A 24,803-nucleotide genomic window follows, 5' to 3' on the forward strand; every position below is an offset into this window, starting at 1 on the left:
CAACGCAATATTTATTAAGGAAATATAAATCAATACATTCATGAATAGAGAACCGCCGGCATTGCCGGCGGTTCTTGAAAATCATGCTGCTTATGCGGTCAGGCGTGCTGAATCCTGAGCGATTACCAATTCTTCATTGGTTGGGATAACCAGAGCAGGGCGGCTGTTATCACTACTGATAACACCTGATTTGCCGAAGCGGGCTGTAAGGTTACGTTCGTGGTCATATTCGAAGCCCAGTAGAGCGATTTTCTTCATGGTCAGTTCACGAACCAGTGCAGAGTTTTCACCGATACCGCCAGTGAAGATAATCGCATCCAGACGGCCTTCCATCAGTGCGCTGTAAGCACCAATGTATTTCGCCAGACGGTGGCAGAATACGTCCATAGCACGTTTAGCATCAGCTTTGGTTTCGTAGTTATCTTCTACGTAACGGCAGTCGCTGGTCACTTCGGTCAGACCTTGGAAACCAGACTCTTTGGTCAGCAGGGTGTTGATCTGAGCGACGGTCATGCCCATTGCATCGTGCAGGTGGAATACGATGGCTGGGTCGATGTCACCACTACGGGTACCCATAACCAGACCTTCCAGCGGGGTCAGACCCATAGAAGTATCAACACACTGACCGTTAACAATCGCAGCAACAGAACCACCGTTGCCCAGATGGCAGGTGATGACATTCAGTTCTGCAACTGGCTTGTTCAGCATCTTAGCTGCTTCACGGGAAACGTAGAAGTGGCTGGTACCATGTGCGCCGTAACGACGAATGCCATGCTCTTTGTACAGGTTGTAAGGCAGTGCGTACAGGTATGATTCTTCAGGCATAGTCTGGTGGAATGCAGTGTCAAATACCGCAATGTTTTTCTCAACCAGATGAGGGAATGCTTGTTTCGCTTCTGCGATACCGATCAGGTGAGCAGGGTTGTGCAGTGGTGCGAATGGAATAGCTGCTTCGATGCCTTTGATAACTTCATCAGTGATAACCACGGAAGAAGTAAATTTCTCACCGCCGTGAACGATACGGTGACCGATGGCTGAAATTTGAGCGGAAAGTTCTGGCTTTTCAGCCAAAATAGTATTAACAATGAAGTTCAGCGCTTCGCTGTGTGCTGCGCCGGCACCTAAAGCAGCTTCATTTTTCGCGCCATCTATTTTCCATTTAATACGGGCTTCAGGCAGGTTAAAGCACTCTGATAAACCAGAAAGATACTCTTCACCATTAGCAGGGTCGATGATAGCGAATTTCAGGGAGGAGCTACCGCAATTAAGAACCAGTACCAGCTTACTTGACATGGAAATACCTATTATCTTGTTGTGATCTAATCTTAAATAAGAACAATGTTAAGAAATGAAATAATTTGTTAACGAACTGAACCCAATTGTTGCGAAAAAGGTCAAAATTTCTGTTTTGCTGCTGCAACAATATAAAAGTCTGTGTAGGATACCGTTTGCTAGCAATAAAGACAAAATATACTTAATAGTATTAATACTACAAAAAAGTTTTTATCTTTTGTAGAAATTTTTTAAAAACTATACCTTTAATTGATTGAGGTCATGATGAATACGACACCACCCATCAACCAAGGTTGGTTCAAGCGAGTGCAATTAGGTCAGCAATATTTGAAAACGTGGCCACTGGAAAAGCAGCTTGCGCCTGCTTTTCCTGAAAATCGCGTGATTAAAGCGACTCGTTTTGGCATTCGTTTTATGCCGCCACTGGCAATTTTTACTCTGACATGGCAAATTGCACTAGGTGGTCAATTGGGCCCGTCGGTGGCGACGGCACTGTTTGCTTGTAGTTTGCCGTTGCAGGGGTTGTGGTGGTTGGGAAAACGTGCGGCAACACCTTTACCGGAAGGGCTGCTGAAATGGTTTTATGAAATTAGGGAGAAATTTGTGGAAGCAGGAATTGCAATGGCGCCTGTGGAAAATGCCCCAACTTATTTCTCGCTGGCTGATTTGCTCAAACGGGCATTTAAGCAGTTGGACAACTCTTTTCTTGATGATATTTAAGCCACCGAAAATCCTCATTTTAAACTGCCAGAACCCGTATTCTGGCAGTTGCTGAATCAATTAATCGATAAATTCCCCGTCCGGATCAATAAATGGTTGTCAAACTCATGTCCATGCTGGAGCCTGAATATGTCGAACGTTATCGCCGTTACCAGACCATTATCGAACAGGTTTTTGTTTATAATTGCGTGAGTTGGATCGCGGTTTTGGTGAGTTATGGTGAATACAGAGGGGAATTATATAATACCATCTGAGCACCGTTGAGATTGATCAGATTATTAACGCATTGCGGCGTTTGAAGGAGTCCGATTTGGTACTGAAATGTAGAGGTTTTTTATTCGATTTGGATGGTACGCTGATCGATTCACTGCCCGCGGTTGAGCGGGCATGGTGCCAGTTTGCCGATAAGATGGCTATCGATCGAAATAAAGTGTTGAACTATGTTCATGGTACCCCGGCGATATTATCACTACGTCATTTTATGCCTGATGCCAGTGAAGAGGAAATCGCTCGCACTTTCAAATGGATTGAAAAACTCGAAACAGAAGATACGGAAGGCATTACTGCTTTGCCCGGTGCCGTTGCCCTGATTGATAAGTTGAATGCGCTGGATATTCCGTGGGCAATCGTGACGTCAGGGACCGTTCCCCTCGCTTCTGCGCGCCATAAAGTGACGGGGTTACCGGAACCTGCCCATTGGGTGACGGCTGAATCTGTCAAAAATGGAAAACCAAACCCTGAACCTTATTTGCTAGGGGCCCAAAAACTGGGGTTATTGCCAGAGGAATGTGTGGTCTTTGAAGATGCCATTGCGGGAGTGCATGCTGGGCTGGATGCGGGCTGTCAGGTGGTGGTAGTCCACGATTTGCCAGATATTCCGCGCCGTGATGAGATCCATTTGACGATTAATAATCTGGAAGATATTGAAATTGCCAAATCTGGCGGTTATGTATCGATTTACACCACAAATCAGGAAGATTATTGATCATAACGTGGGATTTTCCTTGAGAAGAATGGTCTACTTACCCAATTAACGTTTGTATCGTTTAAAGGTATCGTTGATAGAGGCCAGATTGAATAGCGAACTGTTGTGGGTATTGACCCTGCTATTGATAGCTATTGTGCTTTTCACCACCAATAAAGTCAGAATGGATGTTGTGGCTTTATTGGTGATCATTGCATTTGTCTTGAGTGGCACACTGACGTTAAGTGAAGCCACTGTCGGTTTTAGTGATCCCAATGTGTTGTTGATTGCCGCTCTGTTTGTCATTGGCGAAGGGCTGGTGAGGACGGGGGTTGCCTATCAGATGGGGGATTGGCTGGTTCGTGTTGCCGGTAACAGTGAAACCAAGATGTTGGCTTGGTTAATGTTGTCGGTTGCGGGGTTGGGGGCTTTCATGAGCTCAACCGGAGTTGTGGCAATCTTCATTCCTGTTGTCTTGAGTGTGGCAGCCAGAATGAAAATTTCACCGGGACGCTTGATGATGCCGTTGGGGTTTGCGGGCTTGATCAGTGGCATGATGACATTGGTAGCGACGCCGCCCAATATGGTCGTCAACAGTGAGCTGGTGCGTGAGGGGTTGAGAGGCTTTGATTTTTTCTCCATTACACCGATTGGTATTTTAGTGTTGATGGCAGGGGTGGTTTATATGCTGATCGCCCGCCGTTGGCTGGGAGGAAATTCTCATCAGGCAGTGGACGAACGTTACCATCGAACATTTCGTGATTTGATCCGCGACTATAAATTGTCTGGTCGCGCTCGCCGCCTTGCTATCCGCAAAACTTCACCTTTGATTGGTTACACACTGGATGAGTCGGGGCTGCGTGCTCGTTATAGCGCCAATGTTATTGGTATTGAGCGCTGGCGTAAGTTTCGCCGGGTGATGGTTGCAGCCACTGGAGATATGGAATTGCAGGATCAGGATGTCCTGCTGGTGGATATGTCTGATAGTGATGTCGATTTGCGGGAATTTTGCAGTGAGCAACAGTTAGAGCCGATGGTATTACGCGGGGAGTATTTTTCGGAGCAATCCCGTGATGTCGGTATGGCTGAGGTTTCCGTGATCCCTGAATCTGATTTATTGGGGCAATCGTTGTGTGGTATGAAGTTCCGCACACGTTATGGTCTTAATGTGGTGGGGATTCGGCGCGGCGGCAAGGCATTGGAGGGCAAGTTAGTTGATGAGCCTTTGTTACTCGGTGATACTTTGCTCGTGATTGGCGATTGGAAACTGGTTCGCGCGTTGAAAACTAAAACACCTGATTTCATTGTGCTGAATCTGCCCATTGAGGTGGAAAGCGCGGCTCCCGCAGCATCACAGGCGCCTCATGCGTTGTTTTGTCTTGCCTTGATGGTTGCCATGATGCTCACTAATGAAATTCCGAATTTTATTGCTGCGTTGATTGCCTGTTTGCTGATGGGGAAATTTCGCTGTATCGATATGGAAAGCGCTTACCGTGCCATTCACTGGCCGAGCATTATTTTGATTGTCGGCATGATGCCTTTTGCACTGGCATTGCAGAAAACGGGCGGCATTGACTTAATTGTCCGTGGATTGATGGATATTGCAGGTAATATGGGGCCGCGGGTGATGTTAATGTGCCTGTTTGTGCTTTGTGCCATTATCGGATTATTTATTTCCAACACTGCGACGGCGGTATTAATGGCACCGATTGCGATTGCTGCGGCGAATGAGATGTCTGTCTCCCCTTTGCCTTTTGCAATGATTATTGGCGTAGCGGCTTCGGCGGCATTCATGACACCCGTTTCATCTCCCGTTAACACATTGATATTGGGGCCTGGCGGATATCGCTTCGCAGATTTCCTGAAACTGGGCGTACCTTTTACATTTATTGTTATGGGGATTAGCGTTGCGATTATCCCAATACTTTTTCCGTTCTGATGCTTCCATGATGCGGCTTCAGCATAATGTGAAGCCGCATCATGGCTATAGATCAGATTTTTCGGATGGGTGTCATCGTAGGATGACCATAGATAGCTATAGGCTGATTTCATCAAGGGAGAGGCTGAAACTTGGCACAAATACATTCATAAAATAATCCATTTCTTCGCTGTGGCGTTCTGTCAGCGTTTTATCCAACCGAGTTTTGGCCTGATTAAATTCAGTATTTCCCGCCGAAAGTTCTTCTAAACATTTCAAATAAGCACATAACGCATCAGCCTGTTTAATAATGCGAATTTCTTCTTCGGTATGGCAGTGCTCATCCAAGATGAAACGAAAATCATCCTGTAATTCAGTTGGCAGCATATTCAATAATTTCTGTTGGGCAATTTTTTCTATTTTTTTATATTCATAGGCAATTTGGGGATTGTAGTACTTAATCGGCGTAGGTAAATCCCCGGTGATGACTTCGCTGGCATCGTGATACATCGCCAACAGGGCGATTCGCTCGGCATTGACATTACCGTTGAATTTGCGGTTCTTGATTACCGCCAGTGCGTGTGCGACAAAAGCGACCTGCAAACTGTGCTCTGAAACATTTTCTGTGCGCACATTTCGCATGAGAGGCCAACGGTTGATTAATTTCAAGCGGGATAATTGGGCGAAAAAATGGCTCATAATTTTCTCTTGCAGAGGAATAATATGATTAATTGTGAGCGGATGGAGAGGGGAAGTAAACCTATTCAGCGCTCATTTTCTCCAATATATCCCATCCATCTTTCAAGCAGTAACTTGAAAAATAGCGGTAAGTAAGAAATAAGTTTGCTTATTTTGGATAAGGGCCTACCCCATTAGGTTATTAATATTGACTGGGATAGGCTCTGAATGATGAATATTATGGTTATTGGTGATAGTTACCGATAAAGCGGGCAAATTTATCAATAGCCATTTGTAAGTCAGTGACATGCGGCAGGGTGACAATACGGAAATGGTCTGGCTCTGGCCAGTTAAATGCTGTGCCTTGAACCAACAGAACTTTTTCCTGTAGTAACAGATCTAGCACCATTTTCTGATCGTCATGAATATTGAAACGTTTGATGTCTATTTTGGGGAACATATACAGTGCGCCCATTGGTTTCACACAGGAAACTCCCGGGATCTGATTAATCAATTCCCATGCGTGATTGCGCTGTTCATAGAGTCTGCCGCCGGGAAGAATAAATTCACTGATACTCTGATAGCCGCCCAATGCCGTTTGAATTGAGTGCTGCATTGGCACATTGGCACACAGGCGCATTGATGCCAGCATTTCCAACCCTTCAATATAGTCTTTTGCCTGTTTTTTCGGGCCATTCAGTACCATCCAGCCTTGACGGAAACCGGCAACGCGATAGGTTTTTGACAGGCCATTAAAGGTGACGGTAAAGAGGTCAGGAGCTAATGCCGCAATCGAGTGATGCTGGGCATCATCATATAGAATCTTGTCGTAAATCTCATCGGCAAAAATAATCAGATTATGCTGACGGGCTATTTCCACTATTTCCAGTAACAATTCTTTGCTATATACCGCACCGGTTGGGTTATTCGGGTTAATAATAACAATGCCACGGGTACGCGGGGTAATTTTACGGCGGATATCATCTAAATCAGGAAACCAGCCTTGTTGCTCATCACACCGATAATGGACGGCATTGCCGCTGGAAAGTGATACTGCCGCGGTCCAAAGAGGGTAGTCAGGCGCAGGAACCAGCATTTCATCCCCTGTATTCAACAGGGCTTGCATGGATTGGACGATAAGTTCAGAAACACCATTGCCAATAAAGATATCTTCAACGGTAACATCCAGCATATTTCTGGCTTGATAATGCTGCATGATCGCCTTGCGCGCAGAATACAACCCTTTTGAATCAGAATAACCTTGGGCTGTGGGTAAATTACGGATGACGTCGACTAAAATCTCATCGGGTGCTTCGAAGCCGAATGGCGCCGGATTACCAATGTTTAATTTCAGTATTTTATTGCCTTCTTCTTCGAGTCGCTTGGCTTCTTTGAGGGTATTCCCCCGGATGTCATAGCAGACATTGTCTAATTTACTGGATTTATTAATGGAAAACATAGAGAGCCGCCTTAACCTCTTGGAAAAATGGATACTATCCGGCATAAAAAGTGTAATGTTCAATGTACTCTTCTCGGTCTGTCTTTTGAAGAGACTTTGATATCTTTGGTTAAAACGGTTGTTTTAAGAATAAATGCCTAAGCTTGCTCTCTGAAATTACACTATTTATTGGTTTATTATTCTTAATTTAGAATTTAAATTGAAGTTAAATTCTGCATAATGGAAGGTTTTTAGTTGGTTGAGAGTGATGGGATGACATTTTGACAATGGTTTTTTTAGTCAATTTGTTTAGGGAACCTTGAATTGTCAATAAAAGTAAGAAGATTTGTATAATGTATTCTTATAATTTATCTTTACTGACGTAAAGTTAATTTAGGTTTTTATCATATGATAGTTAGACAATTTTTTTGAGTTTTTACCCATAACATTTTCAGGCCTATTTTATGGAAAGATTAATTCATTAAAAATACTAATATTATCTTGCCGCATTAAGTTTTCCTAATTCAGGTTATGTTATTCTTTGAAGAAAGTCAGAAAAAGGATATTTGTACTGGAAATTGGGGATTATGTGATGTAAATAGAGTTTTATCTCTAATTTATTTTTGGATTGCATAAATTTTGTTAAGTAAGGAGAAAATAAAACCCCATGATGTTCTAAATAGTAAAAAAAATGCAGTAAACCTTTGCCCTATTTAATAGAGTAGAGTAATGTCACAATCGGTATTATTTTATTTGATACTGCTGAAGTAAAACACCAGGTTAGTTAGTAATTAAAATCAAAAAAAAGTGATGAATAAACAATGATAAATGCAAATCGTCAGATAATAAACCTCGATCTCGATCTGCTAAGAACTTTTGTTGCCGTTGCTGACTTAAATACTTTTGCAGCAGCAGCAGCAGCTGTTTCTAGAACGCAGTCAGCTGTGAGTCAGCAAATGCAGCGGTTAGAGCATCTTGTGGGGAGAGAACTATTTGCTCGTCACGGCCGCAATAAGCTTCTGACCGAGCATGGGCTTCAACTTCTTGGTTACGCACGCCAGATCCTTCGTGCCAATGACGATGCAACAGCATCATTAACCTACAATGATGCAGACGGTGAACTGAGAATAGGCGTATCAGATGACGCTGTTGATACACTTCTTCCTTTCTTATTGAACCGTATTGCCTCTGTCTATCCACGTGTGGCCGTTGATGTGCGGATTAAGCGCGCTCAGTTTATCGAAAGCATGTTGGATAACCATGAGATTGATTTGGCATTAACCACAGCAAAAATTAACCACCATCCTAAAACGATCCTACGCTCTTCGCCTGTTTTGTGGCACTGTGCGCCGGATTTCCAATTGCAGACAAACGAGCCTGTACCCTTGGTTACGATGGATGAAACCAACCCATTCCGCCAGATAGCTTTGGATACGCTAGATATGGCAGGTATTTCGTGGCGCATTGCGTATGAAGCTGCTTCCCTGTCTGCCGTTCGTGCAGCTGTGAATGCAGAAGTTGGTATTACCGCTCGCCCTCTGGAAATGCATAATGCAGATCTGAGAATTCTGGGTGAAAGTGAAGGCTTACCACGCCTGCCGGAAATTCAATTCTTCTTATATCGTAACAGTAACGAACAGAATGAATCTGTTTTGACTGTTTTTGATGCAATAGAAAATAAGAAAACACCTTATACCGTAACGCCTGTTGAATCTGTTGAATCCGACGAAACGGATGAATCTATTGAACCCACCAAATCGACTGAATCAGTTGATGAAACTTCCGTCGAAAATATAGACGAATAAGTATTAAGTGTTTTTATAGGCTAATATTTCCATTTTATTTGTGGAGATATTAGCCTGTTGCTAATTGTCTATTAATAATCCTCCTAGGTTTTCATTTCCATTTCTGATATTTCCAATAAGAAATATACTCTATTAATTTTCCTATCTCTTTCGAATTTTAGTTAAAAGAATGTTGCTGTGTTAACAAATTCTATTTTGCTAAATTGATAATATAAATCCGTTTTCGGAAATAGCAGTCTTATCGCCGTTCGATAGTTCTTTTTAGAAACAATTTATTAAGGGTTGAATGAATTTCGTTCAAGTGTTGAATGTTTTTCAATGAAACTGTGCGCTTGATCATAAAAATACCCCAGTCAGTGCAGTGGAAAGACAGGTTTTTCCTGCGATAATGGTGTAGTAAAGTCGAGTTATCGGTTAGACTAGTTGTATCAGGAAGGTGTTTTTTTACACGACTGACACGTTTTAGCGATATACCAGCACAATCTGTTAATCAATGGTTTGTGGTTTGTAAATAAATATGTAAGCACTTTTGCCATTGCGGCAAAATATTGTTGAGAGGAATAAAAACCAAGACGATTCAAGCGATAGGAAATATTTATTAGCGCTGTTTCATATTTGGTTGTTATCCCTTCCCATGAATCGATGTGGTGCAATACTGCCAGCAAAAAGAGCAGATACCTTGACACCACTTTTGATGAGTAAGCAACGAGTATGTCTACATCCACTGGAATTTTAGCCCATCACTGGGCATTTGCGGTTTTCCTAATAGGTGCCCTTGGTCTGTGTGCGCTCATGTTACTGGGCGGATACTTCATGGGTGGCAGAGCGAAAGCCAGGGCAAAACACATACCTTATGAATCAGGTATCGACTCAGTCGGCAGTGCTCGTCTCCGTCTGTCGGCGAAGTTTTATCTGGTTGCCATGTTCTTTGTCATCTTCGACGTTGAAGCCCTTTACTTATATGCATGGGCCGTCTCAATCAAAGAGAGTGGCTGGTTGGGCTTTGCCGAAGCAAGTATTTTCATTTTGGTGTTATTGGCAGGCTTGGTTTATCTGGCGCGAATTGGAGCGTTGGATTGGACGCCAGCGCGTTCAAAACGTCAAGTCAGTAAACCTAGTGCTGACACTTATACCAACAACAGTCATAGGCAGTAATAGCGAGGCATAAAGATGGATTATACGCTCACCCGCATAGATCCGAACGGTGAGAATGACCGTTATCCCCTGCAAAAACAGGAAATTGTTAGCGATCCCCTGGAGCAGCACGTTCACCGTAGTGTCTATATGGGCAAATTAGAGCATGCTCTGCATGACATGGTGAACTGGGGAAGAAAAAACTCCCTGTGGCCCTATAACTTCGGCCTTTCTTGTTGTTATGTGGAAATGGTGACGTCATTTACTGCGGTTCACGATGTCGCACGTTTTGGTGCAGAAGTATTGCGAGCATCTCCCCGTCAGGCCGACTTCATGGTGATTTCCGGAACTTGTTTCGTAAAAATGGCGCCTGTTATTCAGCGTCTGTACGATCAAATGCTGGAACCAAAGTGGGTTATTTCAATGGGAGCCTGTGCAAACTCCGGTGGTATGTACGATATTTACTCTGTGGTTCAAGGGGTCGATAAGTTTATCCCTATAGATGTTTATATTCCTGGCTGTCCTCCCCGCCCAGAAGCCTATATGCAGGCACTGCTGCTGTTGCAGGAGTCCATAGGCAAAGAACGCCGCCCATTGTCATGGGTTGTTGGCGATCAGGGGGTTTACCGCGCCAATATGCAATCAGAAAGAGAACGGAAACGCGGTGAACGTATTGCAGTGAAAAATCTGCGTACTCCAGATGAAATTTAAGGCTTTTAGCCATTTATAGCGTAACCAGAGCAATGTGTTGCGATCACAAAAACCCTGATCAAGCGTTGTGGTGAAGAATGATGACAGATCAGATAGCGCAAGAAAGCGCCCGGGCTGCTTGGGAAACACGAGATCACCTTGATGATCCTGTTGTGAATGAGCTTAATCGTCAATTTGGTCCGGACGCCTTTACTGTCCAGCCTACCCGTACCGGTATGCCAGTTGTTTGGGTCAAGCGGGAACAGTTACTGGAAGTAATGACTTTCCTGAAAAAGTTGCCCAAACCTTATGTCATGCTGTTTGACTTGCATGGTGTGGATGAGCGTCAACGCTCTCACCGACAAGGGTTGCCCGCTGCGGATTTTTCAGTGTTTTATCACTTGATTTCCATTGAGCGTAACCGTGACATCATGCTGAAAGTCGCGCTGGCTGAACAAGACCTGAATATCCCCACTATCACGTCAATTTTCCCGAATGCCAATTGGTATGAGCGTGAAACGTGGGAAATGTTTGGTATTACATTCAACGGGCATCCGAATTTGCGTCGTATTTTGATGCCACCTACATGGGAAGGCCATCCGTTGCGCAAGGAATATTCTGCGCGAGCGACGGAATTCGACCCTTTCATATTGACCAAGCAGAAAGAAGATCTGGAAATGGAAGCGCTGACTTTCAAACCAGAAGAGTGGGGCATGAAGCGTGGTACTGACAATGAGGATTTCATGTTCCTCAACCTCGGCCCAAATCATCCTTCTGCTCACGGTGCATTCCGCATTATCCTGCAACTTGATGGCGAAGAAATCGTCGATTGCGTTCCCGATATTGGCTACCACCATCGTGGTGCTGAAAAAATGGGTGAGCGCCAATCATGGCACAGTTATATCCCTTATACCGACCGCATCGAATATCTGGGTGGTTGTGTTAATGAAATGCCTTATGTGCTGGCGGTCGAGAAACTGGCAGGTATTGACGTGCCGGATCGTGTGAAAACAATCCGTGTCATGTTATCTGAGCTGTTCCGCATCAACAGTCATCTGCTTTATATCAGTACATTCATCCAAGATGTCGGTGCGATGACCCCCGTTTTCTTTGCCTTTACTGACCGACAAAAAGTTTACGATGTGGTTGAGGCCATTACCGGGTTCCGTATGCATCCGGCGTGGTTCCGTATCGGTGGTGTCGCCCATGACCTGCCACGTGGCTGGGATAAGCTCCTGCGCGAATTGCTGGACTGGCTACCGAAACGTTTAAATTCCTATGTCAAGGCAGCGCTGAAAAACAGCGTCCTGAAAGGGCGTTCTGTTGGTGTGGCTGCCTACAATGCGAAACAGGCACTGGACTGGGGCGTCACTGGCGCGGGTCTGCGTGCAACCGGTATTGGTTTTGACGTGCGTAAATGGCGTCCTTATTCCGGTTATGAAAATTTCGATTTCGAAGTACCGACAGGCTACAACGGCGATTGCTATGACCGTGTGATGCTGAAAGTAGAAGAAATTCGTCAGAGTATGCGCATTCTTGAGCAGTGCCTCAGAAATATGCCAGAAGGCCCATTCAAGGCTGATCATCCGCTGACCACACCGCCACCGCGGGAACGCACTTTGCAGCATATCGAAACCATGATTAACCACTTCCTGCAAGTGTCATGGGGGCCGGTCATGCCTGCCAATGAATCATTCCAGATGATCGAAGCGACTAAGGGTATCAATAGTTATTACCTGACCAGTGATGGTAGCACCATGAGTTACCGCACCCGTATCCGAACACCAAGTTTTGCTCACTTGCAGCAAATTCCGTCGGTGATTCGCGGCTGTCTGGTTTCTGACCTTATCGTCTATCTGGGCAGTATCGATTTTGTTATGTCTGATGTGGATCGCTAACGATGCAAAGTGAATTTAACGCAAACAAGCAAGCACGCCTTGATGTGGTTAACGTAACGGACGCTCAGACACCGGATAAGTTTGTCCTGAGTGCAGAAGAACGTGATGCCATTGAGCACGAAAAACACCACTACGAAGATCCGCGTGCTGCGTCAATCGAAGCACTGAAAATTGTTCAAAAACAGCGTGGCTGGGTGCCGGATGGTGCTATTTATGCCATTGGTGAGGTATTAGGTATTCCGGCCAGTGATGTGGAAGGTGTGGCGACGTTCTACAGCCAGATTTACCGTCAGCCAGTAGGACGCCACATTATTCGTTACTGTGACAGCGTTGTATGTCACATCACGGGCTATCAGGGTGTTCAGGCAGCGATAGAATCGCACTTGAACATTTGTCCGGGGCAAACTACGGCAGATGGGCGTTTCACACTGTTGCCAACCTGCTGTTTAGGTAACTGCGATAAGGGGCCAGCCATGATGATTGATGAGGACACCCACAGTTACGTAAAACCTGAAGAAATTGAAAAATTACTGGAGCAGTATCCATGACAACGCATTCAGGAGTGAAAGAAATTATCCGCGCAGCGGAAACTCATCCCCTGACATGGCGGTTGCGTGATGACCAACAACCTGTCTGGCTGGATGAATACCGAAGCCAAAATGGTTACAAAGGAGCCGAAAAAGCACTGAAGGGCATGGCTCCTGATGAAATTACCGCACTGGTGAAAGACGCTGGCTTAAAAGGCCGCGGTGGTGCGGGCTTCTCCACAGGCTTGAAATGGAGCCTGATGCCAAAAGACGAAAGCATGAACATCCGTTATTTACTGTGTAATGCGGATGAGATGGAGCCGGGGACCTACAAAGACCGTCTGTTGATGGAACAACTGCCTCATCTGCTGGTAGAAGGCATGTTAATCAGTGCCTTTGCGCTGAAAGCTTATCGTGGCTACATCTTCTTACGTGGTGAATATGTCGAGGCTGCCGTTCATTTGCGCAGAGCGATTGAAGAAGCCAAAGCTGCGGGATTACTTGGCAAGAATATCCTGGGCAGTGGTTTTGATTTTGAACTGTTTGTTCATACCGGCGCGGGACGTTATATCTGCGGTGAAGAAACCGCACTGATTAACTCGCTTGAAGGGCGTCGGGCAAATCCTCGTTCAAAACCGCCATTCCCTGCGACATCTGGGGCATGGGGCAAGCCAACATGCGTAAATAACGTTGAAACCCTGTGTAATGTTCCTGCCATCCTTGAGCATGGAAAAGAGTGGTACATCGGTTTGAGTGAAGGCAAAAGTAAAGATGCTGGCACTAAACTGATGGGTTTCTCCGGCCGAGTCAAAAATCCGGGTCTTTGGGAGCTGCCTTTTGGTACGACGGCTCGTGAAATTCTCGAAGATTACGCGGGTGGTATGCGTGACGGGCTGAAATTCAAAGCATGGCAACCGGGTGGTGCTGGAACCGACTTTCTAACAGAAGATCATCTTGATCTACCCATGGATTTCGAAAGCATCGCCAAAGCCGGCAGCCGTTTGGGAACCGCACTGGCGATGGCAGTGGATCATGAGATCAATATGGTTTCCTTGACCCGCAACCTTGAAGAGTTTTTCTCTCGTGAATCTTGCGGTTGGTGTACACCATGTCGTGATGGTTTGCCGTGGAGCGTCAAAATACTCCGTGCTATTGAGAGTGGCAAAGGTCAGCCGGGTGATATCGAAACGTTGGAACAACTCTGTCGCTTTCTTGGCCCCGGTAAAACTTTCTGTGCCCATGCACCCGGTGCCGTAGAGCCTTTGCAGAGCGCTATCAAATACTTCCGTGAAGAGTTTGAAGCGGGCATTGTCACCAACGATTATGGCAATACCAGCCTGATTGCGGGCATTCAACCAAACTTGCTTAAGCAGCGTTGGTAAGGTTGCTTTTGCAAGAATAGTTTGCAAAAACAAATAATTCGCTAAAGCAGAATTTTTGATTAACGCCTGCCACGGCAGGCCATTGGGAAGCATGCTGACTATGGCTACGATACATGTAGACGGCAAAGATTATGATGTAAACGGGGCTGATAACCTGTTACAAGCCTGCCTCTCATTGGGGCTTGATATACCTTATTTTTGCTGGCATCCAGCGCTGGGAAGCGTTGGCGCTTGCCGCCAGTGTGCGGTGAAGCAATATCAGAACGCGGAAGATACGCGCGGTCGTCTGGTGATGTCCTGTATGACACCCGCATCAGATGGCTCGTATATCTCCATTGATGATGAAGAAGCAAAGCAGTTCCGCGCAAGTGTTGTGGAATGGCTGATGACCAACCATCCCCACGACTGCCCTGTTTGTGAGGAAGGGGGAAACTGCCATTTGCAGGATATGACGGTAATGACGGGGCATTCATTCCGTAAATACCGTTTTACCAAACGTACTCACCAAAATCAGGAGCTGGGGCCATTCGTTGCTCATGAAATGAACCGCTGTATCGCCTGTTACCGTTGTGTTCGCTACTACAAAGATTATGCGGATGGAGCGGATTTTGGCGTTTATGGCGCTCATGACAACGTCTATTTTGGTCGTCCTGAAAGTGGCACGTTGGAAAGTGAATTTTCCGGTAACCTTGTCGAAATCTGCCCAACAGGGGTATTTACCGATAAGACCCATTCAGAACGTTATAACCGTAAATGGGACATGCAGTTTGCGCCAAGTATCTGCCAGCAGTGCAGTATTGGCTGTAACACCAGTCCCGGTGAGCGCTCCGGTGAATTGCGCCGGATCGAAAACCGTTACAACGGTACTGTCAACCATTACTTTATGTGTGACCGAGGGCGCTTCGGTTACGGTTATGTCAATCGTGATGACCGTCCCCGCCAGCCACAACAATTGCGTGGCGATCAGTGGATTTCACTGAATGCCGAGCAGGTCATGCAAGGGGGCGCAGATATCTTGCGTCAGGCAAAAAATGCCATTGGTATCGGCTCACCGCGTGCCAGCATTGAAAGTAACTTTGCCTTGCGTGAATTGGTTGGTGCGGAAAATTTCTACAGCGGTATTTCAGCGGAAGAACAGCACCGTCTGGATATGATGTTGGAAATTCTCCAGCAAGGCGGAGTTTATACGCCACCCCTGCGTGAAATTGAAGATTACGATGCTGTATTGGTTTTAGGGGAAGATCTGACCCAAACCGCTGCTCGCATGGCGTTATCAGTGCGTCAGGCAGTGAAGGGTAAGGCACGTGAAATGGCTGCTGCCCAGAAAGTGGCAGATTGGCAGATCGCGGCAGTCATGAATATCGGTCAGCGGGCCAAATATCCTCTGTTCCTGACCAGTGTTGATAATACTCGGCTGGATGATGTTTCAGCATGGAGTTACCACGCACCAGTTGATGATCAAGCACGCTTTGGTTTTGCTGTGGCACATGCTCTGAATAGCATCGCTCCTGCTGTCAATGATCTGCCGGATGAACTGAAAGCGAAAGTGGAAATTATCGCACAGGCTCTGCGTGATGCGAAAAAACCACTGATTATCAGTGGCAGCAATCCAGGTAGTGATACCTTGATTCAGGCCGCGGCAAATATTGCGTGGGCACTGAAAGATAAAGGTGCGAATGTCGGGCTTTCTTATGTTGCCGCATATGCCAATAGCCTTGGTCTGGCGATGATGGAAGCGCAGCCATTGGATGCGGCTTTACAGCGTATTGCCAAAGGGAATTCAGATACTGCCATTGTGGTGGAAAATGATCTCTATCGTCATGCACCGGCGGATAAAATTGACCGTGCACTGGATAGCCTGAAAAACCTTATCGTTGTTGATCATCAGCGTAGCGCTATCATGGACAAGGCACATTTGATTCTGTCAGCGTCCAGCTTTGCTGAAAGTGACGGTACGTTGGTGAATCAGGAAGGCCGCGCACAGCGTTATTTCCAAGTCTACGAACCCGCATTTTATGACAAATCTATCGTTATGCTGGAAAGCTGGCGTTGGATGCACTCTCTGTATACCACTTATACACAATGCCAGACTGACTGGACGCAACTTGACCACGTTATTGCCGCTTGTGTCAAAGCCATGCCGCAGTTCAAAGGCATCGTTACTGCGGCACCAGATGCCACATTCCGTATTCGTGGGCAAAAATTGGCACGCTCACCTCATCGTTACAGTGGCCGTACTGCCATGCTGGCTGATGTCAGTGTGCATGAGCAGCGTCAGCCGCAGGATATTGACACCGCATTTGCTTTCTCAATGGAAGGGAACAACAGCCCATATGCACCGCGTCAGCAAATTCCATTTGCGTGGGCACCCGGCTGGAACTCACCACAGGCGTGGAACAAATTCCAAGCTGAAGTGGGTGGTAAACTGCGCTTCGGTGATCCAGGGGTGCGTTTGATTGAAGCGGTTGATGGTGGGCTGAACTACTTTGACAGTATTCCGACTGCATTCACTGCGCAAAAAAATCAATGGTATGTTGCTCCTTATTTCCATTTGTTCGGCAGTGATGAACTGTCACAGCGTTCTGATGTAATACAAGAGCGTATGCCTGAGCCGTATGTGATGATCAATCATAAAGATGCGGAACATTTGAATGTGAAAGAAGGTACCGTAATGGCGTTTGATTGTGAAGGGCAGCAACTGCGTCTAGCAGTGCGCTTGAGTGGCAATCTGGCTCAGGGGCAAGTTGGTCTGCCGCTGGGAATGCCGGGTATTCCTCCGGTTCTGGCGGGCAAATCAGTCAATAATTTACGGGAGGTTGCATAATGAGTTGGTTTACTCCCGACGTGATTGAAATTCTGATTGCCGTACTGAAAGCGGCTGTCATTCTGCTGGTCGTGGTTGTCTGCGGGGCGTTCATGAGTTTCTTTGAACGCCGCATCCTTGGGCTGTTCCAGAACCGTTACGGACCAAACCGTGTCGGTTGGGGCGGTTCATTGCAGCTCGTCGCAGACATGATCAAAATGTTCTTTAAAGAAGACTGGGCACCACGCTTCTCTGATCGGGCCATTTTTACCCTGGCCCCTGTCATTGCGTTCTGCTCATTGCTTCTGGCTTTTGCTATCGTGCCAGTAAGCCCAACGTGGATGGTGGCAGACCTGAACATCGGCATCTTATTTTTCATGATGATGGCAGGTCTGGCGGTTTATGCCGTGTTGTTTGCTGGTTGGGCGAGTAACAACAAATATTCCCTGCTGGGCGCGATGCGTGCATCAGCGCAGACGTTGAGTTATGAAGTCTTCCTCGGTCTGTCCATGATGGGAGTTGTGGCACAAGCTGGCTCTTTTAATATGGTGGATATCGTCAACTCACAGCAACATGTGTGGAATATCATTCCCCAATTCTTCGGCTTCTTGACCTTCGCCATTGCTGGTGTGGCGGTGTGTCACCGTCACCCCTTTGACCAGCCGGAAGCAGAGCAAGAATTGGCCGACGGTTATCACGTCGAATATTCCGGTATGAAGTTCGGTTTGTTCTTTGTCGGGGAATATATCGCTATCGTGACGGTATCAGCCTTAATCGTCACACTGTTCTTTGGTGGCTGGAATGGGCCTCTCTTGCCTCCATTCATCTGGTTTGCGCTGAAAACGGCCTTTTTCATGATGATGTTCATTTTGATCCGTGCCTCATTGCCGCGCCCACGTTATGACCAGGTGATGTCGTTTGGCTGGAAAATCTGTCTGCCGTTAACATTACTCAATATGCTGGCGACTGCCGCAGTGATTTTATACAACGCTCAATAAAGGGGTGATTGAACCATGACATTGAAAGAGTTAGTGGTCGGTTTCGCCACCCAGGTACGCAGTATTTGGATGATAGGGCTCCATGCCTTCCATAAACGCGAAACAAAAATGTATCCGGAAGAGCCAGTTTATCTGCCACCCCGTTACCGTGGGCGCATCGTTCTGACGCGTGATCCTGACGGTGAAGAGCGTTGTGTTGCTTGTAACTTGTGTGCGGCGGTGTGCCCAGTGGGATGTATCTCTCTGCAAAAAGCCGAGCATAAAGATGGTCGCTGGTATCCTGAATTTTTCCGCGTCAACTTCTCGCGTTGCATTTTCTGCGGCCTGTGTGAAGAAGCTTGCCCGACTACCGCTATCCAGTTAACTCCTGATTTCGAACTGGGTGAATTCAGGCGTCAGGATCTGGTGTACGAAAAAGAAGATCTGCTGATTTCAGGGCCGGGCAAATATCCTGATTATAACTTTTACCGTAAGACAGGCATGGCGATTGACGGCAAGGATAAAGGCGAAGCTGACAATGAAGCCAAGCCTATCGACGTTAAAAGCCTGTTGCCATAAGGAGCGATATTCATGGAATTTACATTTTATGTCGCAGGGCTGGTTGCCATCCTCGCTACACTCAGGGTGATAACCCATACCAATCCGGTACATGCACTGTTGTACCTGATTATCTCCTTGCTGGCATTGTCTGTCGTGTTTTTTTCAATGGGTGCCTATTTTGCTGGTGCACTGGAAATCATCGTTTACGCAGGTGCGATCATGGTGTTGTTCGTCTTCGTCGTAATGATGCTGAATCTAGGAAAATCGGTCGTTGAACAGGAGCGGGCATGGTTGCAGCCCCGGGCTTGGATTGGCCCGTCCATCTTGTCTATCGTGCTGCTGATTGTGTTGGCTTACGCCATCAGCACCCTGCCACCTGCTGCAATCAGTGGCGAAGTAGTCAGTGCCAAAGAAGTGGGCATTAGCCTGTTTGGCCCTTATGTCCTGGCGGTCGAACTGGCATCCTTACTGCTACTGGCTGGGCTGGTGGTGGCTTACCACATTGGCCGTGAAAATCGTCAGGGTGAAGTAGTCAGCAATCGTGCGGAGGACCAACAATGATAGCGTTACAACATGGTCTTATTCTGGCGGCCATTCTGTTTACATTGGGCTTCACTTGCCTGATTATCCGCCGCAATCTGTTATTCATGCTGATCGGGCTGGAAATCATGATCAATGCTTCAGCGCTGGCGTTTGTCGTTGCCGGTAGCTATTGGCTCCAGCCTGATGGTCAGGTGATGTACATTCTGGCCATCACGTTGGCAGCAGCCGAGGCGAGTATCGGTTTGGCACTGTTACTACAGTTGCACCGTCGTCGCCAAAACCTGAATATTGATACAGTCAGTGAGATGCGCGGATGAACTTACTCTATTTAACAATTCTGCTTCCATTGCTGGGATTTTTGCTATTGGCATTTTCCCGTGGCCGCTGGTCTGAAAATCTGTCAGCTACCATTGGGATTGGTTCTATTGGGCTGGCAGCATTGGTTACGCTCTGGGCAGGAATAGACTTTCTTTCCCAAAATAGCCTTTCCCAGAATGGGGCTGGAGGGCAGGTCTACAGTCAGACATTGTGGAACTGGATGGCCGTGGATAATTTCAGTATCCCCATTAATCTGGTACTGGACGGGTTGTCACTGACCATGCTGAGTGTTGTGACTGGCATCGGTTTCCTGATCCACATTTACGCTTCATGGTACATGCGCGGTGAAGAGGGCTACTCTCGCTTCTTCGCTTATACCAACCTGTTTATCGCTAGCATGGTGGTATTGGTACTGGCAGATAACATGCTGCTGATGTACCTCGGTTGGGAAGGCGTGGGTCTGTGCAGTTACCTGCTGATCGGTTTCTACTACAAAACCCCTGCCAATGGTGCAGCGGCAATGAAAGCCTTCATCGTGACCCGTGTCGGTGACGTGTTCCTTGCCATTGGCATGTTTATCCTTTATGACCAGCTCGGTACATTGAGTTTCCGCGAACTGGCGGTATTGGCCCCACAACATATCGAAGCGGGTTCCACCGCGATTACTTGGGCAACCTTGATGATTCTGGGTGGTGCAGTCGGTAAATCAGCTCAGTTGCCACTGCAAACGTGGTTGGCGGATGCGATGGCAGGTCCAACACCGGTTTCTGCCCTGATCCACGCGGCGACGATGGTTACTGCTGGTGTTTACCTGATTGCCCGCAGCCATGCCCTGTTTTTGATGGCGCCTGACATTCTGCATTTGGTGGGTATTATTGGTGCTGTTACCTTGCTGCTGGCGGGTTTCGCAGCGCTGGTACAGACCGATATCAAACGCGTGCTGGCCTATTCCACCATGAGCCAGATTGGTTACATGTTTCTGGCGTTGGGCGTGCAGGCATGGGATGCAGCCATCTTCCACCTCATGACTCATGCGTTCTTCAAAGCATTGCTGTTCCTTGCCTCTGGCTCGGTGATTCTGGCCTGCCATCATGAACAGAACATCTTCAAAATGGGTGGGCTGAGCAAGCGTATTCCGTTTGTTTATCTCTGCTTCCTCGTGGGTGGTTCTGCATTGTCGGCGCTGCCACTGCTGACCGCTGGCTTCTACAGTAAAGATGAAATTCTGTGGGGCGCACTGGCAAATGGTCATATGAACCTGATGCTCGCGGGGCTGATTGGGGCATTGATGACATCTCTGTACACCTTCCGCATGATCTTCATCGTGTTTCACGGTGAAGAAAATACCCATGCTCATCCGGTTAAGGGTATTACCCATACCTTGCCACTGTCCGTATTGCTGGTGTTGTCCACCTTTGTTGGTGCACTGATTGTGCCGCCATTGGCGGGTGTTCTGCCAGAAAGTGATGCAGGGCATGATGGTAAAGTGACACTGGAAATCGTTTCTGGTGTGATTGCCGTTGTCGGTATCTTGCTGGCCGCAGCGCTGTATCTTGGCAAACGCAGTGTGGTCAATGCCACGGCAAACAGTGCGCTGGGGCGCTTCTTCTCCACATGGTGGTTTCATGCGTGGGGATTCGATGCGCTGTATGATTGGGTACTCGTGAAACCATTCAAAGGCATTACCAGTTTATTGCAAAATGATCCTTTGAACTCACTGATGAACATTCCTGCCATATTGTCACGTTGGGGCAATAAAGGGCTTCGTTGGAGTGAGAACGGACAAGTCCGTTGGTACGCTACCTCTATGGGGTTGGGTGCAGTGCTGGTTTTAGCTCTGCTGCTTTTGGTTTAATTAAGGGACACATTGCGCCATGCTATTACCTTGGCTAATTCTTCTGCCCTTCATCGGAGGCCTGCTGTGCTGGCAGGCGGAGCGCTTCGGCACCCGTATGCCGCGTTGGATAGCGCTTCTGGCGATGGGGCTGACGCTGTTACTCTCCCTGCAACTGTGGTTGCAGGGTGGTTATACACTCACCAACCCACAGGGCATTCCTCAGTGGCAATCAGAATTCCTGCTTCCGTGGATCCCACGCTTTGGCATTAGCATTCATCTGGCTCTGGATGGTCTATCTTTGCTGATGGTGGTGCTGACGGCATTGCTGGGCTTGATGGCAATCCTCTGTTCGTGGAATGAAAACCAGCCATACCAAGGGTTCTTCCACCTGAACTTGTTGTGGATACTCGGCGGTGTGATGGGGGTCTTCCTTGCCATCGACCTGTTCTTGTTCTTCTTCTTCTGGGAAGTGATGCTGGTTCCAATGTACTTCTTGATCGCACTTTGGGGTCACAGGGGTTCGGAAGGTAAAACCCGTATTACGGCGGCAACGAAATTCTTCATCTATACCCAAGCCAGTGGTCTGGTGATGCTGATTTCGATTCTGGCACTGGCCTTCATTCATCATGATGCAACGGGTGAATGGTCATTCAACTATGAAAAACTGTTGAATACGCCGATGTCATATACCGTTCAATACTTGCTGATGCTGGGTTTCTTCATTGCGTTTGCCGTGAAAATGCCGGTTGTTCCTCTGCACGGCTGGTTGCCGGATGCCCATAGTCAGGCGCCAACGGCGGGTTCGGTTGACCTCGCGGGGATCTTGTTGAAAACCGCGGCATATGGTCTGCTGCGTTTCGGTCTGCCCCTGTTTCCACAAGCCTCTGCGGAGTTTGCTCCGATTGCCATGTGGCTGGGCGTCATTGGTATCTTCTACGGTGCATGGATGGCCTTCAGCCAGACTGACATCAAACGCCTGATCGCCTATACCAGTGTTTCCCACATGGGCTTCGTTCTTATCGCCATTTACACGGGCAGCCAGCTGGCTTATCAGGGAGCGGTGATCCAGATGATTGCACATGGCCTGTCAGCCGCGGGTCTGTTCATCCTGTGTGGTCAGCTATATGAACGCCTGCATACCCGTGACATGCGTGAAATGGGCGGTTTGTGGGGAAGAATTCAACTCTTGCCTGCGATATCCCTGTTTTTCGCGGTAGCGACATTGGGTATGCCGGGAACCGGTAACTTTGTTGGTGAATTCATGATCCTGTTCGGCAGCTTCGGCAAATTCACTCTGATTACTACGGTATCCGTGTTTGGTTTGGTTTTTGCGTCTGTTTACGCGCTGTACTTAATGCAGAAGGCTTATTACGGCACGCCAAAAACGGATAAACCCCTACCGCCGATGGATGTGCGTGAAATTTCCATCTTGTTGCTGCTGGTTGTCTTGCTGGTGATTTTGGGTGTCTACCCGCAACCAATCCTTGATACCTCAGCCGCAGCGATGAGTAACATCCAGAATTGGTATTCAGCTTCACTTTTAACTACAAGGCCGTAATTCGCCATGACAATAACTTCTGAACAATTGATCGCACTGTTGCCGCTATTGATCGTCGGATTGACGGTGGTGGTTGTGATGCTGTCCATTGCGTGGCGACGCGATCATTTCACCAATGTCACCCTGACAGTGATTGGTCTCAACCTGGCTCTGTTTTCCCTCTATTTTGTGGGGCAGCAGGAGCCAATGGATGTCACGCCACTGATTCATGTGGATCGTTTTGCAATGTTCTATACGGCTCTTGTGCTGATTGCGAGCCTTGCAACGACGACATTTGCTTACTCGTGGCTGGAGAATTATCCCGATAACAAAGAAGAATTTTATCTTTTAGTGCTGATTGCGGCTGTTGGGGGAATTCTGCTTTCTTCTGCCAACCACATGGCATCGCTGTTTATCGGTATTGAACTGATCACTCTGCCGCTGTTTGGTTTGGTGGGTTATGCGTATCGCCAGAAGCGTTCGTTGGAAGCGAGTATCAAATATATGCTGCTGTCTGCCGCGGCATCCTCGTTCCTGCTATTTGGTATTGCGCTGCTGTATGCAGAATCGGGTGATTTGTCCTTCGCATCACTGGGCAAAAGCCTGAGTGACAGCAAACTGCATGAACCGCTAGTTTTGGCAGGGTTGGGCATGATGCTTGTGGGACTGGGCTTCAAACTCTCCCTTGTACCGTTCCAACTGTGGACACCGGATGTTTATCAAGGCGCACCAGCACCGGTATCAACCTTTCTGGCGACGGCAAGTAAAGTGGCTATCTTCGCGGTGGTCATGCGCTTGTTCATTGAAGCGCCGGTCACCGAAAGTGAAACCCTGCGCATTGTGCTGACTGTTATTGCCATTGCATCTATCCTGTTTGGTAACTTGCTGGCGTTGACACAAAGCAATATCAAACGTCTGCTGGGTTACTCATCCATTGCACATCTGGGATATTTGCTGGTGGTATTGATTGCCATCAAAGATCACACACTGGCAGAAGAGACGGCGGGTATCTATCTGGTCGGTTATTTGCTTGCCAGTATCGGGGCATTTGGCATAGTCAGCTTGATGTCCAGCCCATACAGAGGGCCAGATGCGGATTCACTGTTCTCATATCGCGGCCTGTTCTGGCATAAACCGATCCTGTCCGCCGTCATGACCATCATGATGCTGTCACTGGCGGGGATACCATTAACCTTCGGTTTCATCGGTAAGTTCTACGTCATTGCAACAGGTGTTGAAGCCAAACTATGGTGGCTGACCGGCGCGGTAGTATTGGGTAGTGCCATCGGCCTTTACTACTACCTGCGAGTGATGGTGAGTTTGTACCTGCCAGCACCGAAAGCACTGAACCGTGATACACCAAATAACTGGGCATTCACCGCTGGCGGGATTGTCGTATTGCTTACCGGATTACTGGTGCTGATCCTCGGTGTTTGGCCACAACCGCTGATTGATATTGTTCAGCAGGCGAAAAGCGTTTTGTAAGACAATAATCTAAAGAAGCTATATTAAAGACCCAGTCATTGTTGGTGTTGGCTGGGTTTTTTTGAAATTCTCTGTTTATCTTCCAATAATGATGCGAACCAAAATATACAAAAGAAAGATGATGGGTAAGTAAACGACGAATCTGCAAAATCCGTAAAAAGTATATGGATTCCACCACGTATTGATAAACGCACTCATCCCTTTTTCTTGAAGACGAGCAGATAGCCTGCGAAATATCCATATGTAAATGAGAATATAAACAGGCCAAATAATGGGTTATGTATTAAATAGTTAG

General features: G+C 47.2%; 20 protein-coding genes and 1 pseudogene. 18 read left to right on the forward strand and 3 right to left on the reverse strand.

All coding sequences use genetic code 11. The features are described from left to right. Window positions 1-90: 90 nt before the first annotated feature. On the reverse strand, window positions 91-1,293 hold the full coding sequence (gene ackA, locus H8A87_RS09700) for an acetate kinase (protein ID WP_198689770.1): 1,203 nt from the start codon (window positions 1,291-1,293) through the stop codon (window positions 91-93). 264 nt (window positions 1,294-1,557) lie between these two features. On the opposite strand from ackA, the gene yfbV reads away from it, so the two are divergent. The 4 genes and pseudogenes from yfbV (at window position 1,558) to H8A87_RS09720 (ending at window position 4,916) form a co-directional block, all read left to right on the forward strand. Beyond that, complete coding sequence (yfbV, locus tag H8A87_RS09705; RefSeq protein WP_198689789.1) at window positions 1,558-2,013, forward strand: terminus macrodomain insulation protein YfbV; 456 nt, start codon at window positions 1,558-1,560, stop codon at window positions 2,011-2,013. Window positions 2,014-2,105: 92 nt separating this feature from the next. Next, window positions 2,106-2,230: pseudogene (locus tag H8A87_RS09710) on the forward strand (YfbU family protein); the annotation flags it as partial. Window positions 2,231-2,323: 93 nt separating this feature from the next. Beyond that, window positions 2,324-2,998 carry a sugar phosphatase gene (locus H8A87_RS09715; protein WP_269749538.1) on the forward strand — a complete coding sequence of 225 codons (675 nt, stop codon included), beginning with the start codon at window positions 2,324-2,326 and terminating at the stop codon, window positions 2,996-2,998. Between the two features lie 88 nt (window positions 2,999-3,086). Next, window positions 3,087-4,916 (forward strand): SLC13 family permease, encoded by a 1,830-nt coding sequence (locus H8A87_RS09720; protein WP_198689771.1) that lies wholly within the window; start codon window positions 3,087-3,089, stop codon window positions 4,914-4,916. 96 nt (window positions 4,917-5,012) lie between these two features. Here H8A87_RS09720 and yfbR read toward each other — a convergent pair whose 3' ends face one another. After that, entirely contained in the window at window positions 5,013-5,594 is a 582-nt protein-coding gene (gene yfbR / locus H8A87_RS09725; RefSeq protein WP_198689772.1) for a 5'-deoxynucleotidase, read from the reverse strand. Between the two features lie 223 nt (window positions 5,595-5,817). Further along, a complete protein-coding gene (locus H8A87_RS09730) occupies window positions 5,818-7,032 on the reverse strand; it encodes a pyridoxal phosphate-dependent aminotransferase (RefSeq protein WP_198689773.1) in 1,215 nt (404 codons plus the stop codon). Window positions 7,033-7,832: 800 nt separating this feature from the next. Between H8A87_RS09730 and hexA the strand changes: the two genes are divergently transcribed. The 14 genes from hexA to nuoN all read left to right on the forward strand — a co-directional run bounded on the left by hexA (window position 7,833) and on the right by nuoN (window position 24,508). Then, window positions 7,833-8,816 (forward strand): transcriptional regulator HexA, encoded by a 984-nt coding sequence (gene hexA, locus H8A87_RS09735; RefSeq protein WP_198689774.1) that lies wholly within the window; start codon window positions 7,833-7,835, stop codon window positions 8,814-8,816. A 711-nt stretch (window positions 8,817-9,527) separates the two neighbouring features. Further along, window positions 9,528-9,971 (forward strand): NADH-quinone oxidoreductase subunit A, encoded by a 444-nt coding sequence (locus tag H8A87_RS09740; protein ID WP_198689775.1) that lies wholly within the window; start codon window positions 9,528-9,530, stop codon window positions 9,969-9,971. A 15-nt stretch (window positions 9,972-9,986) separates the two neighbouring features. Continuing rightward, window positions 9,987-10,661: a NuoB/complex I 20 kDa subunit family protein gene (locus tag H8A87_RS09745; protein WP_198689776.1), complete on the forward strand. Its 675-nt coding sequence runs from the start codon at window positions 9,987-9,989 to the stop codon at window positions 10,659-10,661. 77 nt (window positions 10,662-10,738) lie between these two features. Further along, a complete protein-coding gene (gene nuoC / locus H8A87_RS09750) occupies window positions 10,739-12,538 on the forward strand; it encodes an NADH-quinone oxidoreductase subunit C/D (protein ID WP_198689777.1) in 1,800 nt (599 codons plus the stop codon). A 2-nt stretch (window positions 12,539-12,540) separates the two neighbouring features. Continuing rightward, on the forward strand, window positions 12,541-13,086 hold the full coding sequence (gene nuoE / locus H8A87_RS09755; protein WP_198689778.1) for an NADH-quinone oxidoreductase subunit NuoE: 546 nt from the start codon (window positions 12,541-12,543) through the stop codon (window positions 13,084-13,086). Further along, window positions 13,083-14,447, forward strand: coding sequence for an NADH-quinone oxidoreductase subunit NuoF (gene nuoF / locus H8A87_RS09760; RefSeq protein WP_198689779.1), 1,365 nt, complete (start codon window positions 13,083-13,085; stop codon window positions 14,445-14,447). Before nuoE ends, nuoF begins: the two co-directional genes overlap by 4 nt. Window positions 14,448-14,547: 100 nt before the next feature. Continuing rightward, entirely contained in the window at window positions 14,548-17,271 is a 2,724-nt protein-coding gene (nuoG, locus tag H8A87_RS09765; protein ID WP_198689780.1) for an NADH-quinone oxidoreductase subunit NuoG, read from the forward strand. Beyond that, window positions 17,271-18,248, forward strand: coding sequence for an NADH-quinone oxidoreductase subunit NuoH (gene nuoH / locus H8A87_RS09770; RefSeq protein WP_198689781.1), 978 nt, complete (start codon window positions 17,271-17,273; stop codon window positions 18,246-18,248). Before nuoG ends, nuoH begins: the two co-directional genes overlap by 1 nt. Before the next feature lie 15 nt (window positions 18,249-18,263). Next, on the forward strand, window positions 18,264-18,806 hold the full coding sequence (nuoI, locus tag H8A87_RS09775) for an NADH-quinone oxidoreductase subunit NuoI (protein ID WP_198689782.1): 543 nt from the start codon (window positions 18,264-18,266) through the stop codon (window positions 18,804-18,806). A gap of 12 nt (window positions 18,807-18,818) precedes the next feature. Next, complete coding sequence (gene nuoJ, locus H8A87_RS09780; protein WP_198689783.1) at window positions 18,819-19,349, forward strand: NADH-quinone oxidoreductase subunit J; 531 nt, start codon at window positions 18,819-18,821, stop codon at window positions 19,347-19,349. Next, window positions 19,346-19,648 (forward strand): NADH-quinone oxidoreductase subunit NuoK, encoded by a 303-nt coding sequence (gene nuoK, locus H8A87_RS09785; protein ID WP_198689784.1) that lies wholly within the window; start codon window positions 19,346-19,348, stop codon window positions 19,646-19,648. The genes nuoJ and nuoK overlap by 4 nt, the downstream gene beginning before the upstream one ends. Next, entirely contained in the window at window positions 19,645-21,504 is a 1,860-nt protein-coding gene (gene nuoL / locus H8A87_RS09790; RefSeq protein WP_198689785.1) for an NADH-quinone oxidoreductase subunit L, read from the forward strand. The genes nuoK and nuoL overlap by 4 nt, the downstream gene beginning before the upstream one ends. A 19-nt stretch (window positions 21,505-21,523) precedes the next feature. Beyond that, window positions 21,524-23,044 carry an NADH-quinone oxidoreductase subunit M gene (gene nuoM, locus H8A87_RS09795; protein ID WP_198689786.1) on the forward strand — a complete coding sequence of 507 codons (1,521 nt, stop codon included), beginning with the start codon at window positions 21,524-21,526 and terminating at the stop codon, window positions 23,042-23,044. A gap of 6 nt (window positions 23,045-23,050) precedes the next feature. Then, entirely contained in the window at window positions 23,051-24,508 is a 1,458-nt protein-coding gene (nuoN, locus tag H8A87_RS09800; protein ID WP_198689787.1) for an NADH-quinone oxidoreductase subunit NuoN, read from the forward strand. Window positions 24,509-24,803 lie beyond the last annotated feature (295 nt).

This window comes from Xenorhabdus lircayensis (genome assembly GCF_016306625.1).
GTDB classification, from domain to species: Bacteria; Pseudomonadota; Gammaproteobacteria; order Enterobacterales; family Enterobacteriaceae; genus Xenorhabdus; species Xenorhabdus lircayensis.